This is a genomic window from Streptomyces sp. NBC_00249 (assembly GCF_026342355.1).
GTDB lineage: Bacteria > Actinomycetota > Actinomycetes > Streptomycetales > Streptomycetaceae > Streptomyces.
This window is the reverse complement of record NZ_JAPEMV010000002.1, coordinates 670,309-687,757: the sequence shown is the minus strand read 5'-3', so window position 1 is coordinate 687,757 and position 17,449 is coordinate 670,309. Positions and strand designations below refer to the sequence as shown.

Below are 17,449 nucleotides of genomic sequence, written 5' to 3'. Positions count from 1 at the left end.
CCGGGAGAAGCGCCGAAGTGCCCACGCGCCACGACATCCGTAACGTCGCCATCGTCGCCCACGTCGACCATGGCAAGACGACCATCGTCGATGCCATGCTCAAGCAGGCCGGTGCCTTCGCCGCCCACCAGCACCTCGACGACCGCATGATGGACTCGAACGACCTGGAGCGTGAGAAGGGCATCACGATCCTCGCCAAGAACACGGCGGTGAAGTACCACCCCAAGGACGGCGGGGCGCCCATCACGATCAACATCATCGACACCCCCGGCCACGCCGACTTCGGTGGTGAGGTCGAGCGCGGTCTGTCGATGGTGGACGCCGTCGTTCTGCTGGTGGACGCCTCCGAGGGTCCGCTGCCCCAGACCCGCTTCGTCCTGCGCAAGGCCCTGCAGGCGAAGATGCCGGTCATCCTCTGCATCAACAAGACCGACCGCCCGGACTCCCGGATCGACGAGGTCGTCAACGAGACGTACGACCTCTTCCTGGACCTGGACGCGGACGAGGACCAGATCGAGTTCCCGATCGTCTACGCCTGCGGCCGTGACGGCGTGGCCTCGCTGACCAAGCCCGAGGACGGCACCGTCCCCGCGGACAGCGACAGCCTGGAGCCGTTCTTCTCCACCATCCTGGAGCACGTCCCCGCCCCGGTGTACGACGAGGAGGCCCCCCTCCAGGCCCACGTCACCAACCTGGACGCCGACAACTTCCTGGGCCGTATCGCCCTGGTCCGCGTCGAGCAGGGCGAGCTGCGCAAGGGCCAGACCGTCGCGTGGATCAAGCGTGACGGCACCATGTCGAACGTCCGCATCACCGAGCTGATGATGACCGAGGCGCTCACCCGCAAGCCGGCCGAGGTGGCGGGCCCGGGTGACATCTGCGCGGTCGCCGGTTTCCCCGACATCATGATCGGCGAGACCCTGGCCGACCCGGAGAACCCGATCGCCCTGCCGCTGATCTCGGTGGACGAGCCGGCGATCTCCATGACCATCGGTACGAACACCTCCCCGATGGTCGGCCGCGGCGGCAGCGGCAAGGGCGCGGACGCCAAGTCCGCGGTCAAGGACCGCAAGGTCACCGCCCGCCAGGTCAAGGACCGTCTGGACCGCGAGCTGGTCGGTAACGTCTCGCTCCGCGTGCTCGACACCGAGCGCCCGGACGCCTGGGAGGTCCAGGGCCGTGGTGAGCTCGCGCTCGCCATCCTGGTCGAGCAGATGCGCCGCGAGGGCTTCGAGCTGACCATCGGCAAGCCGCAGGTGGTCACGCAGGAGATCGACGGCAAGACGCACGAGCCGGTCGAGCGCCTGACGGTCGACGTCCCCGAGGAGCACATGGGTGCGGTCACGCAGCTCATGGGCATCCGCAAGGGCCGCATGGACAACATGTCGAACCACGGCTCCGGCTGGGTCCGCATGGAGTTCGTCGTCCCGTCCCGTGGTCTGATCGGCTTCCGTACGGAGTTCCTGACGAACACCCGCGGTACCGGTATCGCCCACTCGATCCACGAGGGCCACGAGCCGTGGTTCGGCCAGCTGGTCACCCGCAACAACGGTTCGCTGGTCGCGGACCGCGCGGGTTCGGTCACGCCGTTCGCGATGATCAACCTGCAGGAGCGCGGTGTCCTGTTCACCGAGCCCGGCACCGAGGTGTACGAGGGCATGATCGTCGGCGAGAACTCGCGCTCCGACGACATGGACGTGAACATCACCAAGGAGAAGAAGCTCACCAACATGCGTGCGGCTTCCGCGGACAACACCGAGAACGTGGTGCCGCCGCGCAAGCTCTCCCTGGAGCAGTCCCTGGAGTTCTGCCGCGACGACGAGTGCGTCGAGGTCACCCCGGAGGCCGTGCGCATTCGCAAGGTCGTCCTGGACCAGAAGGAGCGCTCGCGCACCGCTTCGCGCGCCAAGTCCGGCAAGTAGTCCTTGAGCGTTCGCGCGTGACGACTGGCTGACGGTCGTGCGTCCGAAAACAGCCCTTCCCCCCACCTGCCCGGTGTGAGGAGGGGCTGTTCGCTTTTGTCAACCGGATTTAAGGGTTCTGGTGTCCGCATACCGACCGTGACACTCCGGAAGGTGAGCTAACCGTCCGTTTCGCACGTGTCTGTCTCCTATCCGTTTGTCCGGATATCGGGTTTTCGCCATGCGGTGATGTTGTGAAAACGAGACCACTTAAGTGTGGTTTACGGTCTGGGTGTCCCTGAGGATGGCTCCATTGAGCTCGGGTCAATGGGTCACACGCTGTGGGGAGCGTCGACTCACGAGCACACACGATGGGACCGGATTTCGCTGTCAGGGGTGTCAGCGGGAACCGGGTCCTTCACGAATCGACAGTGACTCCTGAGGAGGCAAATACCCATGCGCGGAGCAACGAGCGCCAAGTGGGTCGCGGGTGCGGTCATCGTGGCGATGGCTGCCACGGCTTGCAGCACCGGTGGTGACGACGCGAAGGCCGGTGGCGGCAAGATCACGGTGGTGCTCGGCGAGCCGCAGCACGGCCTGATCGGCCAGAACACGGCCGAGTCCGAGGGTGCCGAGGTCCTGAACGCCCTCTTCACCGGTCTGGTCGAGTACGACAACAAGACCAACGAGCCGAAGCTGGCGGCCGCCGAGTCCATCGAGACCACGGACTCCAAGACCTGGACCATCAAGGTCAAGGACGGCTACACCTTCCACAACGGTGAGAAGCTGGACGCCCAGTCCTTCGTCCGTGCCTGGAACTGGGGCGCCAACCAGGAGAACGCGGCCGAGGGCATGCCGTTCTTCGCCAAGATCGAGGGCTCCGAGGAGCTCGCCCCGGGCAAGGACAAGAAGCCCACGGCCAAGGAGCTCAAGGGCCTCAAGGTCGTTGACGAGCGCACCTTCACCGTTTCGCTGAAGGAGCCGTTCTCCCAGTTCAAGACCATGCTGGGCTACAACGCCTTCTACCCGCTGCCGAAGGCCTTCGAGACCCAGGGCTCGAAGAAGTTCGGCGAGGCCCCCATCGGTAACGGCCCCTTCCAGATGGACGGCGCCTGGGACCACAACAAGCAGATCAAGATCAAGCGGTATGACAAGTTCCCCGCTGAGGGTCGCGCCAAGCTCGCGGGCGTCACCTTCAAGATCTACGACAACCTGGACACGGCGTACAACGACCTGCGCTCGGACAACATCCAGATCGTCGACAAGCTCCCGATCTCGGCGATGGCCACCGTCTCCCAGGAGTTCGGCGACCGCTACATCTACAAGCCCGAGTCGGGTGTCGGCTACCTCGGCCTGCCGCTGGAGCAGAACCCCGAGACGTTCGGCAAGCTGGAGGTCCGTCAGGCCATCTCCATGGCCATCGACCGGGACGCCATCACGAAGACCATCTTCAACGGCTCCCGCAAGCCGGCCGACGACTTCATCAGCCCGATCATCCCGGGCTACCGCAAGGGCGCCCTCGGCGAGTTCGGGCAGTACAACCCGGCCAAGGCCAAGGAGCTCCTGGAGAAGGCGGGCGGCGTCCCCGGCGGCAAGCTGGAGCTCGGCTACAACGCCGACGGCGGCCACAAGGAGTGGATCGAGGCCGTCGCGAACCAGCTGAAGACGAACCTCGGCCTCGAGGTCACCACCAAGCCGTACGCCAAGTTCGGTGAGCTGCTCGACGACCTGGGCGCCTCGAAGTACAAGGGCGCGTTCCGTATGGCGTGGTCCATGGACTACCCGGCCGCCGAGAACTACCTGCGTCCGATCTTCTCGAAGGTCGCGATCGACAACGGCTCCAACTACGGCCACTACAAGAACGAAGAGTTCGAGAAGACCATGGCGGAGGCCGACAGGGCCACCGACGCCGCCGAGGGTCTGAAGCTGTACCAGAAGGCCGATGACATCATCATCAAGGACCTTCCGTACATCCCGGTGTTCACGTACATGTCTTCTTCGGCCTACTCCAAGTCCGTGAAGAACGTCGAGGTCGACGCCCAGGGCCGCATGGACCTGGCGAACGTCGAGCTCAACTAACACCCCTCTTCACTTAGGGGAATCCCGGGGGCGGGCAGGCGGAAGCAGGTTTCCGCCTGCCTGCCCTTTCCCCCTGTTCTTGCTGGAGGTCTGATGGGCCGCTACCTCATCCGCCGACTCATACAGGCGATCCCTGTTCTGATCGGTGCCACGTTCCTCATCTATTTCCTGTCCTTCAAGCTCCCCGGTGACCCGATTCAGGCACTGGCCGGAGAGAAGAAGGCGGACCCGCTCGTCGCGGCGATGCTTCGCGAGAAGTACCACCTCGACGACTCGTTCCTGGCGCAGTACTGGAACTACATCACCAACCTGTTCCAGGGGAACTTCGGTGAGACCCTCACCGGCCGCTCCGTCTGGGACAAGATCACCGAAGCCTTCCCGTACACGATGAACCTGGCGATCGTCGCCTTCCTCATCGAGGCCGTCGTCGGTGTACTCGCCGGCATCATGGCCGCCCTGCGCCGCGGCAAGTTCCTCGACCAGCTGGTGCTGCTCTCCACGCTGCTGGTCATCTCCATCCCGGTCTTCGTCAGCGGCTTCATCCTCCAGCTGACGCTCGGCGTGCAGTTGAAGAACAGCTGGGGCATCGACTTCTTCCCCGTCTCCTTCAACGACAACGACGGCATCCGCGCCTACCTCCTCCCGGCGCTGGTGCTCGCCTCGACCTCACTGGCGTACGTGGCACGACTGACCCGTACCAGCCTGATGGAGACGATGCGCGCCGACTACGTCCGCACCGCCACCGCGAAGGGCCTGCCCCGCCGCCGTGTCGTCGGACGCCACGCGCTGCGCAACGCGCTGATCCCGATCGTCACCTTCCTCGGCGCCGACCTCGGCTCCCTCATGGGTGGCGCGGTCATCACGGAGAAGATCTTCAACATCCACGGGATCGGCGGCCTGCTGGCCGAGTCGGTCTACCGCAAGGAAGGCACCGTGATCGTGGGCGTCGTCTCGCTCCTGATCATCGTGTATCTCGTCGCGAACCTGATCGTGGACATGCTGTACGCCGTGCTCGACCCGAGGATCCGCTATGCGTGACACAACTACGGTGGGGGATGAGTTGACCGACACCCAGACCGCCGGAGCTCCCTCCGCGAGCGGACAGGTCACCCAGGGCTCCGACAAGAAGCCGAAGAAGGAGCGCGAGGCCAGCCTCTGGTCCGACGCCGTCTCCGACCTCCGTCGCAACCCCATCTTCCTGATCGGCGCCGCGCTGGTCCTCTTCCTGGTCGTGCTGTCCGTGGTGCCCCAGTGGTTCACCCCCGGCAGCCCCTTCGACGCGGGCGCCTGCAAGCTCGAGGACTCCCTCAAGAAGCCCAGCGCCGACAACTGGTTCGGCTTCGACGTCCAGGGCTGCGACGTCTACACGCGAACCGTGTGGGCCGCCCGCAACTCGATCATCGTCGGTGTCGTCACCACCACCCTGGTGCTCGTCGTCGGCGGTGCGCTCGGCCTGATCGCCGGCTGGATCGGCGGCTTCGTCGACAGCATCCTGTCCCGCTTCACCGAGATCTTCTTCGCCATCCCGCTGCTCCTCGGCGGCATGCTGATCATGTCCGGCCTGGGCAAGGGCAACGCATGGACGGTCTCCGTCGTGCTCGCCACCCTCGGCTGGCCGCAGATCTTCCGCATCATGCGGTCCTCGGTGCTGCAGAACAAGAACAACGACTACGTGGTGGCCGCCCGTGCCCTCGGCGCCGGCACCCTGCGCATCACCATGCGGCACATCCTGCCGAACGCCATCGCCCCCGTCATCGTGGTCGGTGCGATCAGCCTCGGTGTGTACATCGGTGCGGAGGCGGCGCTGTCCTACCTCGGCATCGGCGTCCAGCCGCCCGGCATTTCCTGGGGCCTGATGGTCAGCGACGCTTCCGTCCGCTGGCTCCAGGCGCCGCACGTGCTCCTCTTCCCGGCCGCCGCGCTGAGCGTCACCGTGCTCGCGTTCATCATGGTCGGCGACGCGGTGCGCGACGCCCTCGACCCGAAGCTGCGCTGAGGAAGGGCGTACGTTGACCATCATCGACAAGACCTCGAACGTCCCCGCGCCCCGCTCGGCGCCGGAGGGGACCCCCCTGCTCGAAGTGCGCGACCTGCACGTCGAGTTCCACACCCGCGACGGTGTCGCCAAGGCCGTCAACGGCGTCTCGTACTCGGTGAACGCCGGCGAGACCCTCGCCGTCCTCGGCGAGTCCGGCTCGGGCAAGTCCGTGACGGCGCAGGCCATCATGGGCATCCTCGACATGCCGCCCGGCAAGATCCCGCACGGCGAGATCCTCTTCCAGGGCCAGGACCTGCTCAAGCTCCCGGCCGAGGACTTCCGCAAGATCCGCGGCCAGAAGATCGCCATGATCTTCCAGGACGCGCTGTCCTCGCTGAACCCGGTGCACACCGTCGGCGCCCAGCTCGGCGAGATGTTCCGCGTCCACCGCGGGATGTCCAAGAAGGACTCCACGGCCAAGGCCGTCGAGCTCATGGACCGGGTGAAGATCCCCGCCGCCAAGGCGCGCGTGGGTGACTACCCGCACCAGTTCTCCGGCGGTATGCGCCAGCGCATCATGATCGCCATGGCGATGGCCCTGGAGCCCGAGCTGATCATCGCCGACGAGCCCACCACGGCTCTCGACGTGACGGTCCAGGCCCAGGTCATGGACCTGCTCGCGGAGCTCCAGCGCGAGATGAACATGGGCCTCATCCTGATCACCCACGACCTCGGCGTCGTCGCCGACGTCGCGGACAAGATCGCCGTCATGTACGGCGGCCGGATCGTCGAGAACGCCCCGGTCCACGAGATCTACAAGCGCCCGGCGCACCCGTACACGCGCGGCCTGCTCGACTCGATCCCGCGCCTGGACCAGAAGGGCCAGGAGCTCTACGCGATCAAGGGCCTGCCGCCCAACCTGCTCAACATCCCCTCGGGCTGCGCCTTCAACCCGCGCTGCCCCAAGGCCCAGGACATCTGCCGCACGGACGTGCCCGTCCTGCACCAGGTGACCGAGCAGGACGGCACCGAGCTGCCCGGCCGCGGCAGCGCGTGCCACTTCTGGAAGGAGCAGATCCATGGCTGAGCTCACCAAGCCCAAGGGCGAGCCGATCCTCCAGGTGCGCAACCTGGTCAAGCACTTCCCGCTGACCCAGGGAATCCTGTTCAAGAAGCAGGTCGGCGCGGTCAAGGCCGTGGACGGGGTCTCCTTCGACCTCTACCAGGGCGAGACCCTCGGCATCGTCGGCGAGTCCGGCTGCGGCAAGTCCACCGTCGCCAAGCTGCTGATGAGCCTGGAGCGGGCCACCGCCGGCGAGGTCTTCTACAAGGGCCAGGACATCACCCGGCTGTCCGGCAAGGCCCTCAAGGCCGTCCGCCGCAACATCCAGATGGTGTTCCAGGACCCGTACACCTCGCTGAACCCGCGCATGACGGTCGGCGACATCATCGGCGAGCCCTTCGAGATCCACCCCGAGGTGGCTCCCAAGGGCGACCGCCGGCGCAAGGTCCAGGAGCTCCTGGACGTCGTGGGCCTGAACCCCGAGTACATCAACCGCTACCCGCACCAGTTCTCCGGCGGTCAGCGCCAGCGCATCGGCATCGCCCGCGGCCTGGCCCTCCAGCCCGAGATCATCATCTGCGACGAGCCGGTCTCCGCGCTCGACGTGTCGGTGCAGGCGCAGGTCATCAACCTGATGGGCAAGCTCCAGGACGAGTTCAACCTGTCCTACGTGTTCATCGCGCACGACCTCTCGATCGTCCGGCACATCTCGGACCGCGTGGGCGTCATGTACCTGGGCAAGATGGCCGAGATCGGCTCCGACGCCGAGATCTACGAGCACCCCACCCACCCGTACACGCAGGCACTGCTCTCCGCCGTGCCCGTGCCGGACCCGGAGGCCCGCGAGGGCCGCGAGCGGATCATCCTCACCGGAGACGTCCCCTCCCCGGCCAACCCGCCGTCGGGCTGCCGCTTCCGCACCCGCTGCTGGAAGGCCGAGGAGAAGTGCTCCACGGAGGAGCCGCTGCTCGCGATCCCGACCCGCTTCCAGGGTGTGAACACCCCGGCCGCGCACGAGTCGGCCTGCCACTTCGCGGAGGAGAAGGCCATCCTGGCCGTCTGACCTCCCCCGCGTGAGCGTCCCAGGGCGCCCTGGACCGGATCCGTCCGGTCCAGGGCGCCCTGGCGCGTTCCCGGGCCCGGCGCGGGCCCGGGAACCCAAAGTCGGTTGCGGCCGCCCTCCGCGAAGGCAGACAGTGGGCGGATGACCGACACGCTGACCGTCCGGCCCGCCGGCCCCGGGGACGCCTCCGACATCTGCGCCCTCCTCAACGCCGTCGACGTCATCGAGATCGGCAGACCCGAGACGGACCTCGGCACCGTCGAGGCCGACCTCAACCACCCCGACGTCGACCTGGCCACCGATTCCTGGCTCGCCTTCCAAGGCGGCCGGCTCGTCGCCTACGCCCTGGTGTGGGCCGACTCCGGCCCCGGCCGCGTCGACGGCGACCACTACGTGCTGCCCGGCCACCCCGAAGCGGCACTGCGGCTGCTGGAGCTCATGGAGGCCCGCGCCCGCGAGCTGGCCGCCGGGGACGCGCCCGCCCAGCTGCGGCTCCAGCTCAACGTGAAGCCCACCCTCGACCTCTCCCTCCTCACCGGCCGCGGCTACCGCACCGTCCGCCACTACCAGGTGATGACCCGCCGGCTCGGCCCCGCCGACACCGCCCCGCCCGCCCCGCCCGCCGGACTCGTACTGCGCGACTGCGCCGCCGACGAGGCCGACCGGCGCCGCGCCCACGCCCTGGTGGAGGAGACCTTCGCCGCCCACTTCGGCCACGCCGATCGCCCGTACGAGGCCTGGCTCGACCACCTCGACGCCCGCCGCCTCGACTGGTCGCTGGTCTGGATCGCGAGCCTGCCCGGGCAGGGCGACGTAGCCGTCCTCCTCACCCGCGACGACCGCACCCCCATGGGCTGGATCAGCCACATCGGCGTACGCAAGGACCAGCGCGGCCGCGGCATCGGCGGCTTCCTGCTGCGCCACGGCTTCGCCGCCTACGCGGCCCGCGGCCGCGACACCGTCGGCCTGGGCGTGGACACCCGCAACGAAACGGGCGCACTCGCGCTCTACGAGGCGCACGGCATGGCCCTGCACTACGCCGTCGACACCTGGGAGCTGCCTTTGCACTCGCAGGGGTGACAGGCGGGGGACGCGAGGGTGCAATCGGTCCAACCAGGAGTGTGCCGGGCCGCCCATGGGGTGACATTGGCCCCTAAGCGAGTCTTGGGATCCTAGGAGGCACTCCATGCGCGGAGCCACCCACGCCAAGTGGGCCGCATGTGCGGTGGCCGTCGCCCTCGCGGCGACGGCCTGCGGCGGCGGGAGCGACAGCGGGGGTGGTGGAGGTGCCGAGGGGATCGTCAGCTCCTCCTGGGGCGACCCCCAGAACCCGCTGGAGCCCGCCAACACCAACGAGGTGCAGGGCGGCAAGGTCCTCGACATGCTCTTCCGGGGCCTCAAGCGCTACGACCCGAAGACCGGCGAGGCCCTGAACTTCCTCGCGGAGAAGATCGAGACCACCGACAGCCAGAACTTCACGATCACCCTGAAGGACGGCTGGAAGTTCAGCAACGACGAACCGGTCACCGCCCAGTCCTTCGTCGACGCCTGGAACTACGGCGCGGACGTGCGCAACAAGCAGAACAACTCGCCCTTCTTCTCCCACATCGTCGGCTACGCGGACGTCCACCCGACCGCCGGGGACCCCAAGGCCAAGACCATGTCCGGACTGGTCGTCAAGGACCCCAAGACCTTCACGGTGGCCCTGAAGGAGAAGTTCTCCACCTGGCCCGAGACCCTCGGCTACCAGGCCTTCTCCCCGCTGCCGAAGGCCTTCTTCACCGACCACGCCGGCTGGCTCGCCAAGCCCGTCGGCAACGGCCCGTACACGGTGGACTCGTACACCAAGGGCACCGCGATGAAGCTCCGCAAGTGGGACGGCTACCCGGGCGCGGACAAGGCGCAGAACGGCGGCGTGGACCTCAAGGTCTACACCGACAACAACACCGCCTACACCGACCTGATCTCCGGCAACCTCGACCTGGTCGACGACGTCCCCGCGCAGCAGCTGAAGAACGTCAAGAACGACCTCGGCGACCGGTACATCAACCAGCCGGCCCTGATCATCCAGACCCTCACCTTCCCGCTGTACGACCCGCAGTGGAGCAAGGAGGGCATGGAGAAGGTCCGCCGGGGCATCTCCATGGCCATCAACCGCGACGAGATCACCCAGCAGATCTTCCGCGAGACCCGCACCCCGGCCAAGGACTGGACCTCCCCGGCCCTCGGCGCCAAGGGCGGCTTCAACGCCACCCTGTGCGGGGACGCCTGCACGTTCGACCCCGCGGCCGCCAAGAAGCTCATCCAGGAAGCCGGCGGCCTGCCCGGCGGCAAGGTCACGCTGACCTCGAACGTGGACACCGGCTCGCACCGCGACTGGATGGACGCCGTCTGCAACAGCGTCAACAACGCCCTCGGCGAGGGCCCCGTCTGCACCGTCAACCCGGTCGGCACCTTCGCGGACTTCCGCAACCAGCAGAGCAGCTACAAGCTCACCGGCCCCTTCCGCTCCGGCTGGCAGGCCGACTACCCGCTGATCCAGAACTTCCTGGAGCCGCTGTACTACACCGGCGCCTCCTCCAACTACGGCAAGTTCAGCAACCCGGACTTCGACAAGCTCGTCGACGAGGCCAACCAGGAGAGCGACGCCGCCAAGGCCATCGCGAAGTTCCAGGACGCCGAGAAGATCCTCGCCGAGCAGATGCCGTCGATCCCCCTCTGGTACCAGAACGGCAGCGCCGGGCACTCCGAGCGGATCTCGGACGTCGCCCTGAACCAGTTCAGCGTCCCCGTCTACGACCAGATCAAGGTCAGCTGACCTCCGTACGGATCGAACCTGGAGCAGTCCATGGGACGTTATGTGATCCGGCGGCTGCTCCAGATGATCCCCGTGTTCATCGGCAGCACCTTCCTGATCTTCTTCATGGTGTACGCCCTCGGCGACCCCGTCGCGGCCCTCTTCGGCGACAAGGCCCCCGACCCCGCCACCGCCGCCCGGATCCGCAAGGACCTCTACCTCGACCAGCCCTTGTGGAAGCAGTACCTGCACTACATGGGCCAGATCTTCCAGGGCGACTTCGGCACCGCCTTCAACGGCCAGCCGGTCACCGAGCTGATGGCCAGCGCCTTCCCCGTCACCCTGCGCCTGACGATCGTCGCCATCGCCATCGAGGTCGTCGTCGGCATCACCCTCGGAGTGATCAGCGGCCTGCGCCGCGGCAAGGCCGTCGACACCTCGGTGCTCGTCCTGACCCTCGTCGTGATCTCGGTGCCCACCTTCGTCACCGGCTACCTGCTCCAGTACCTCTTCGGCGTCAAATGGGGCTGGGTGCGGCCCACCGTCTCCCCGGACGCCCCCTTCGGCCAGCTGATCCTGCCGGGCATCGTCCTCGCCCTGGTCTCCCTCGCCTACGTCACCCGCCTCTCGCGCACCTCCATCGCCGAGAACGTCAAGGCCGACTACGTCCGCACCGCCACCGCCAAGGGCCTGCCGCGCCGCCGCGTCGTCACCCGCCACCTGCTGCGCAACTCCCTGATCCCGGTCGTCACCTTCATCGGCACCGACATCGGGGCCCTGATGGGCGGCGCCATCGTCACCGAGCGGATCTTCAACATCCACGGCGTCGGCTACCAGCTCTACCAGGGCATCCTGCGCAACAACTCGCCCACCGTGGTCGGCTTCGTGACCATCCTCGTGATCGTCTTCCTGCTGGCGAACCTGCTCGTCGACCTGCTCTACGCGGTCCTGGACCCGAGGATCCGTTATGCCTGACCCCGAGCGCCCCGAAGGCCCCGGCGGTTACGACCCCGTGGGCCCCCGCCCGCACGAGGCGATGTCGCCCACCGGCCAGGGAGGGGTCATGGATCTGGCCCTGGAGGAGGCCGAGAGCCTGGAGAAGGTCCCCGGACCCGACACCGGCCCCAGGGAGAAGGCCAGGTCCCTCTGGTCCGACGCCTGGCACCAGCTGCGCCGCAACCCCGTCTTCATCGTCTCCTCCCTGATGATCCTCTTCCTCGTGGTCATCTCGATCTGGCCCCAGCTCATCGCGAGCGGCGACCCCCTGCACTGCGACCTGTCCAAGTCCCAGCAGGGCTCCCAGCCCGGCCACCCCTTCGGCTACGACACCCAGGGCTGCGACGTCTACACCCGCACCGTCTACGGCGCCCGCGCCTCCATCACCGTCGGTGTCTGCGCCACCCTCGGCGCCGCCCTCCTCGGCTCCGCGCTCGGCGGCCTCGCCGGCTTCTTCGGCGGCTGGGGCGACGCCCTGCTCTCCCGGGTCGCCGACATCTTCTTCGGCATCCCCGTCGTCCTCGGCGGCCTGGTCTTCCTGTCCGTGGTCACCAGCACCACCGTCTGGCCCGTCGTCGGCTTCATCGTGCTCCTCGGCTGGCCGCAGATCGCCCGCATCGCCCGCGGCTCCGTCATCACCGCCAAACAGAACGACTACGTCCAGGCCGCCCGCGCCCTCGGCGCCGGCAACGCCCGCATGATGCTGCGGCACGTCGCGCCCAACGCCGTCGCCCCCGTCATCGTCGTCGCCACCATCGCGCTCGGCACCTACATCGCCCTGGAAGCCACCCTGTCCTTCCTCGGCGTGGGCCTGCGCCCGCCCACCGTCTCCTGGGGCATCGACATCTCCAACGCCGCCTCCCAGATCCGCAACGCCCCGCACATGCTGGTCTACCCGGCGGGGGCCCTGAGCCTGACCGTGCTCGCCTTCATCATGCTCGGCGACGCGGTGCGCGACGCCCTCGACCCCAAGCTGCGCTGAGGAGTGAGCCGCCAGATGCTGCTCGAAGTCCGCGACCTGCACGTGGAGTTCAAGACCCGCGACGGCGTGGCCAAGGCCGTCAACGGCGTCGACTACTCGGTCGACGAGGGCGAGACGCTCGCCGTCCTCGGCGAGTCCGGCTCCGGCAAGTCCGTCACCGCCCAGGCCGTGATGGGGATCCTCGACACCCCGCCCGGCCGGATCGCGGGCGGCGAGATCCTCTTCAAGGGCAAGGACCTGCTGAAGATGAAGGAGGAGGAACGCCGCAAGATCCGCGGGGCCGAGATGGCCATGATCTTCCAGGACGCCCTCTCCTCCCTCAACCCCGTGCTCAGCGTCGGCGCCCAGCTCGGCGAGATGTACGAGGTGCACCGCGGCATGTCCCGCAAGGACGCCCGCGCCAAGGCCGTCGAGCTGATGGACCGGGTGAAGATCCCCGCCGCGAAGGAACGCGTCGGCGACTACCCGCACCAGTTCTCCGGCGGCATGCGCCAGCGCATCATGATCGCCATGGCGCTGGCCCTGGAACCCTCCCTGATCATCGCCGACGAGCCCACGACCGCCCTCGACGTCACCGTCCAGGCCCAGGTCATGGACCTGCTCGCCGAGCTCCAGCGCGAACTCAACATGGGCCTCATCCTCATCACCCACGACCTCGGCGTCGTCGCCGACGTCGCCGACAAGATCGCCGTCATGTACGCGGGCCGGATCGTCGAGACCGCCCCCGTCCACTCGCTCTACAAGGCACCCGCCCACCCCTACACCCGCGGCCTGCTCGACTCCATCCCGCGCCTGGACCAGAAGGGCCAGGAGCTGTACGCCATCAAGGGCCTGCCGCCCAACCTCCTCGCCATCCCGCCCGGCTGCGCCTTCAACCCCCGCTGCCCGATGGCCCGCGCCGTCTGCCGGGCCGAGGTCCCGCCGCTCGCGGAGGTCGGCCCGGACCGCTCCAGCGCCTGCTTCTTCTGGAAGGAGTGCCTCGGTGCCTGAACCCATCCTGGAGGTCCGCGACCTGGTCAAGCACTACCCGCTGACCCAGGGCATCCTCTTCAAGAAGCAGGTCGGCGCGGTCAAGGCGGTCGACGGCGTCTCCTTCGGCCTCGGCGCCGGCGAGACCCTCGGCATCGTGGGGGAGTCCGGCTGCGGCAAGTCCACCGTCGCCAGGATGCTGGTCAACCTCGAACGCCCCACGGCCGGCTCGATCTCCTACAAGGGCGAGGACCTCACCAAACTCTCCGGCCGCGCCCTGAAGGCCGTACGCCGCAACATCCAGATGGTCTTCCAGGACCCGTACACCTCGCTGAACCCGCGCATGACGGTCGGCGACATCATCGGCGAGCCCTACGAGATCCACCCCGAGGTGGCCCCCAAGGGCGACCGCCGCCGCAAGGTCCAGGACCTCCTCGACGTCGTCGGGCTCAACCCCGAGTACATCAACCGCTACCCGCACCAGTTCTCCGGCGGCCAGCGCCAGCGCATCGGCATCGCCCGGGGCCTCGCCCTCCGACCCGAGATCATCGTCGCCGACGAGCCCGTCTCCGCCCTCGACGTCTCCGTCCAGGCCCAGGTCGTCAACCTCCTGGCGCGGCTCCAGGACGAGTTCAGCCTCTCCTACGTGTTCATCGCGCACGACCTCTCGATCGTCCGGCACATCTCCGACCGGGTCGGCGTCATGTACCTCGGCCGCATCGTCGAGATCGGCACCGACACCCAGATCTACGAGCACCCCACCCACCCGTACACCCAGGCCCTGCTCTCCGCCGTGCCCGTCCCGGACCCGGAGGCCCGCGCCCACCGGGAGCGGATCATCCTCTCCGGCGACGTCCCCTCCCCGGCCAACCCGCCCTCGGGCTGCCCCTTCCGCACCCGCTGCTGGAAGGCGGAGTCCCGCTGCGCCTCGGAGGTCCCGCTGCTCGCGGTCCCGAAGGTCTTCCCGTCGGGCCCGGCCGCCCACCCCTCGGCCTGCCACTTCGCGGCCGAGAAGCAGGTGGTGCCGCCACCGCCCCCGGAGACGCCCTAGGAGCCTTGCGGGCCTTGCGGGCCTTCCGGGCCGGCCGGGGCGCCGAGCAGCAGGCCCAGCTGGCCCAGGTGGGCCAGGGAGTCCGCCAGTTGCCCCGCGAGGCGGGCCTCGACCGTCTCGGCCGTGCCCAGGGTCGGGCTCGGGGCCGTGCGCGCCCCGTCCCCGTCCGGGGCCGAGGCCAGGTACGCCTCCACGCGCAGCTCCAGCACGGCCTCCAGGTAGCCCAGCAGCGGCTGGACCCCGGGCGCCGAGGTTCCGGTGAAGGCGGCGGCCTGCGCGGGCGTGTGGCCGTAGCCGGTGTCGCGGGGATCCGCCGGGCGGCCGAAACGCGCAGCCCAGCCCTGGTCGACGTAGAGCTGGGGGAGGCCCGCGATCTCGGACAGGTTCCGGTCCTCCCCGCGCGCGACGTGCCACAGCAGCCAGGCCGGGCTGTTGGCGCCGGGCAGCGGGACCCGGCCGAGGTCGGCGGGGTCCGCGGACCGGGCCAGGGCCGTGAGTTCCTCGTGCGCCGCGCCGAACATCCGCCGCGCCAGCCCCTGTCGGTCGATCATTTCAAGCCACCCCCGTGCTCCAGGTCCCGATCGTGCTCCGTTCACGGTAACGCGCCTGACAGGGAGGCGACTTGACCGATTCTGCCCCGAGATCTGCGGCGGCGCCCCGGGTTCGGTGCGGTCGTACGGGTGTCGACAACCGGCCGGGGAGGCGCGCGCCCCTCCCGGCCGGCCCGTCCGTGCCCCCGGGTGTGCGCGCAGTGCGCCCCTCGTGCTGCCGGAATTCGATCGATGCGCTGGTACGGATAGTTATGATCCGTAGCGCACGGTGGGTATGACTCCGCCGAGCACGAGTACGCATACCGATGTCCGCTCGACGTGGAGGTGAAACGCCGTGGCACTCTCGATCTCGGCCGTGGTGCTGCTGGCGATCGTCGTCTTCCTTCTGGTCCGGAGGTCGGGACTGAAGGCGGGGCACGCGTTCGTCTGCGTACTGCTCGGGTTCTACCTGGCCAGCTCGACGGTCGCGCCGACCCTCAGCCAGCTGACGTCCAACGTGGCGAGCATGATCAGTGGCCTCAAGCTGTAGGTGACGACCTAGGCTGGGCCCCATGAACGGTCTTCCCGCCCGTCGTCTGCTCCTCGTGCACGCGCACCCGGACGACGAGTCGATCAACAACGGCGTCACCATGGCCAAGTACGCGGCCGAGGGCGCCCACGTCGCGCTGGTGACCTGCACCCTCGGCGAGGAGGGTGAGGTCATCCCCGCCGAGCTCGCGCACCTCGCCCCCGACCGCGACGACACGCTCGGCCCCTTCCGGGTCGGCGAGCTCGCCGCCGCCATGAAGGAACTCGGGGTCGGCGACCACCGCTTCCTCGGCGGCCCCGGCCGCTTCCGCGACTCCGGGATGATGGGCGCCCCGCAGAACACCCGCCCCGGCGCCTTCTGGTCCGCCGACGTGGACGAGGCCGCCGGGCACCTCGTCGAGGTGATCCGCGAGCTGCGGCCGCAGGTCCTGGTCACCTACGACCCCGACGGCGGCTACGGGCACCCCGACCACATCCAGGCCCACCGGGTCGCCATGCGCGGCGCCGAACTGGCCGCCGACCCCGCCTGGCGCCCCGAGCTCGGCGCCCCGCACGCCATCGGGAAGATCTACTGGAACCGGGTCCCGCGCTCGGTGGTCGAAGCGGGCTTCGAGCGGCTCCGCGCGGCCGGCGCCACCCTCCCCTTCCCCGGCCTCGCCAGTCCCGACGACGTACCCGGCGTGGTCGCCGACGAGCGGATCACCGCCGAGATCGGCGACGACGGCGACGGCACCGCCCTCGCGGCCGCCAAGGCCGCCGCCATGCGCGCCCACGCCACCCAGATCGCCGTGGACGGCCCCTTCTTCGCCCTCTCCAACGACCTGGCCCAGCCGCTCTTCGCCCGCGAGTACTACGAGTTGGCCGCGGGCGAACCGGGAGCCCCGGCCGGCACCCGCGAGCGGGACCTCTTCGCGGGGGTGCGGGCATGACCACGGCGCTCACCCCCGGGCGGATCGCCGCCCTGCTCGGCCTGCTGGTCCTCGGCGCCCTCACCGGCGCGGCCGGCTGGCTCGTCCTCGACCTGTGGTTCCCGGCCGGGCTGCTGCTCGCGCTGCTGGCCCTCCTCGGCCTCTTCCTCGGCGCCCGCATCATCATCGGGACGGGGCTCGGAGTGGGCGTGGCGGCGGCCGGCTGGTTCCTCTCGTACGTGCTGCTCGGAGTCCCGCGCCCCGAAGGCGACTTCCTGCTCGGTTCGTCCGGAATCGGTATGTGGACATACCTTTTGGGCGGTAGCGCGGCCGCTGTGATCTGCGCCACGATGCGCGGGCCCGTGGAGGGGTCCGTTTCGGCCTCGCGCCCCCGGGGCTGAAGCCCCGCCGAACTCCGCTCCTCCCCGATCAGGGACGGGTTGCGGGGGTTTGACGGACCCTCCGGGCCGCGCGCGCGGAGGGTCAAGAGGAACCCGGGATTCCCAGGGGACAGTTGCGCCCGGGCGGCGGCCAGTATGGTGGACGGGCCGCCGAGCTGCCCGCGCACGGATACGACGGGCGG

General features: G+C 68.8%; 16 protein-coding genes. 15 read left to right on the top strand and 1 reads right to left on the bottom strand.

Annotation, left to right across the window (positions count from 1 at the left end):
* The first annotated feature begins 17 nt into the window (after positions 1 to 17).
* From typA to OOK31_RS11880, 12 genes are all read left to right on the top strand, one after another.
* The gene (typA, locus tag OOK31_RS11935) at positions 18 to 1,922 is read left to right on the top strand and encodes a translational GTPase TypA (RefSeq protein ID WP_267012413.1); all 1,905 of its coding nucleotides are present in this window, start codon (positions 18 to 20) and stop codon (positions 1,920 to 1,922) included.
* Positions 1,923 to 2,357: 435 nt separating this feature from the next.
* Complete coding sequence (locus tag OOK31_RS11930; protein WP_267012412.1) at positions 2,358 to 3,980, top strand: ABC transporter substrate-binding protein; 1,623 nt, start codon at positions 2,358 to 2,360, stop codon at positions 3,978 to 3,980.
* A gap of 93 nt (positions 3,981 to 4,073) precedes the next feature.
* Positions 4,074 to 5,018 carry an ABC transporter permease gene (locus tag OOK31_RS11925; RefSeq protein ID WP_267012411.1) on the top strand — a complete coding sequence of 315 codons (945 nt, stop codon included), beginning with the start codon at positions 4,074 to 4,076 and terminating at the stop codon, positions 5,016 to 5,018.
* Positions 5,019 to 5,040: 22 nt separating this feature from the next.
* On the top strand, positions 5,041 to 5,976 hold the full coding sequence (locus tag OOK31_RS11920) for an ABC transporter permease (protein WP_267012410.1): 936 nt from the start codon (positions 5,041 to 5,043) through the stop codon (positions 5,974 to 5,976).
* A 13-nt stretch (positions 5,977 to 5,989) separates the two neighbouring features.
* The gene (locus OOK31_RS11915) at positions 5,990 to 7,045 is read left to right on the top strand and encodes an ABC transporter ATP-binding protein (RefSeq protein WP_267012409.1); all 1,056 of its coding nucleotides are present in this window, start codon (positions 5,990 to 5,992) and stop codon (positions 7,043 to 7,045) included.
* Positions 7,038 to 8,084 carry an ABC transporter ATP-binding protein gene (locus tag OOK31_RS11910; protein ID WP_267012408.1) on the top strand — a complete coding sequence of 349 codons (1,047 nt, stop codon included), beginning with the start codon at positions 7,038 to 7,040 and terminating at the stop codon, positions 8,082 to 8,084. Before OOK31_RS11915 ends, OOK31_RS11910 begins: the two co-directional genes overlap by 8 nt.
* A gap of 141 nt (positions 8,085 to 8,225) precedes the next feature.
* Positions 8,226 to 9,164 (top strand): GNAT family N-acetyltransferase, encoded by a 939-nt coding sequence (locus OOK31_RS11905; RefSeq protein ID WP_267012407.1) that lies wholly within the window; start codon positions 8,226 to 8,228, stop codon positions 9,162 to 9,164.
* A gap of 106 nt (positions 9,165 to 9,270) precedes the next feature.
* Positions 9,271 to 10,902: an ABC transporter substrate-binding protein gene (locus OOK31_RS11900; protein ID WP_267012406.1), complete on the top strand. Its 1,632-nt coding sequence runs from the start codon at positions 9,271 to 9,273 to the stop codon at positions 10,900 to 10,902.
* A gap of 30 nt (positions 10,903 to 10,932) precedes the next feature.
* Positions 10,933 to 11,856: an ABC transporter permease gene (locus OOK31_RS11895; protein ID WP_267012405.1), complete on the top strand. Its 924-nt coding sequence runs from the start codon at positions 10,933 to 10,935 to the stop codon at positions 11,854 to 11,856.
* A gap of 61 nt (positions 11,857 to 11,917) precedes the next feature.
* Positions 11,918 to 12,859, top strand: a complete 942-nt coding sequence (locus OOK31_RS11890) for an ABC transporter permease (protein ID WP_267012857.1) — start codon at positions 11,918 to 11,920, stop codon at positions 12,857 to 12,859.
* A 15-nt stretch (positions 12,860 to 12,874) separates the two neighbouring features.
* Positions 12,875 to 13,849 carry an ABC transporter ATP-binding protein gene (locus tag OOK31_RS11885; RefSeq protein WP_267012404.1) on the top strand — a complete coding sequence of 325 codons (975 nt, stop codon included), beginning with the start codon at positions 12,875 to 12,877 and terminating at the stop codon, positions 13,847 to 13,849.
* Positions 13,842 to 14,879 (top strand): ABC transporter ATP-binding protein, encoded by a 1,038-nt coding sequence (locus OOK31_RS11880; protein ID WP_267012403.1) that lies wholly within the window; start codon positions 13,842 to 13,844, stop codon positions 14,877 to 14,879. Before OOK31_RS11885 ends, OOK31_RS11880 begins: the two co-directional genes overlap by 8 nt.
* On the opposite strand, the gene OOK31_RS11875 is transcribed toward OOK31_RS11880, so the two are convergent.
* Complete coding sequence (locus OOK31_RS11875; RefSeq protein WP_267012402.1) at positions 14,876 to 15,430, bottom strand: DinB family protein; 555 nt, start codon at positions 15,428 to 15,430, stop codon at positions 14,876 to 14,878. The two genes, OOK31_RS11880 and OOK31_RS11875, sit on opposite strands and share 4 nt — an antisense overlap.
* Positions 15,431 to 15,764: 334 nt before the next feature.
* Between OOK31_RS11875 and OOK31_RS11870 the strand changes: the two genes are divergently transcribed.
* The 3 genes from OOK31_RS11870 to OOK31_RS11860 are packed head-to-tail and all read left to right on the top strand — an operon-like array spanning position 15,765 to position 17,267.
* The gene (locus OOK31_RS11870) at positions 15,765 to 15,959 is read left to right on the top strand and encodes a hypothetical protein (RefSeq protein WP_045952243.1); all 195 of its coding nucleotides are present in this window, start codon (positions 15,765 to 15,767) and stop codon (positions 15,957 to 15,959) included.
* A gap of 22 nt (positions 15,960 to 15,981) precedes the next feature.
* Positions 15,982 to 16,887: an N-acetyl-1-D-myo-inositol-2-amino-2-deoxy-alpha-D-glucopyranoside deacetylase gene (mshB, locus tag OOK31_RS11865; RefSeq protein ID WP_267012401.1), complete on the top strand. Its 906-nt coding sequence runs from the start codon at positions 15,982 to 15,984 to the stop codon at positions 16,885 to 16,887.
* The gene (locus tag OOK31_RS11860; RefSeq protein WP_267012400.1) at positions 16,884 to 17,267 is read left to right on the top strand and encodes a DUF6113 family protein; all 384 of its coding nucleotides are present in this window, start codon (positions 16,884 to 16,886) and stop codon (positions 17,265 to 17,267) included. Before mshB ends, OOK31_RS11860 begins: the two co-directional genes overlap by 4 nt.
* The last annotated feature ends 182 nt before the right edge of the window (positions 17,268 to 17,449 follow it).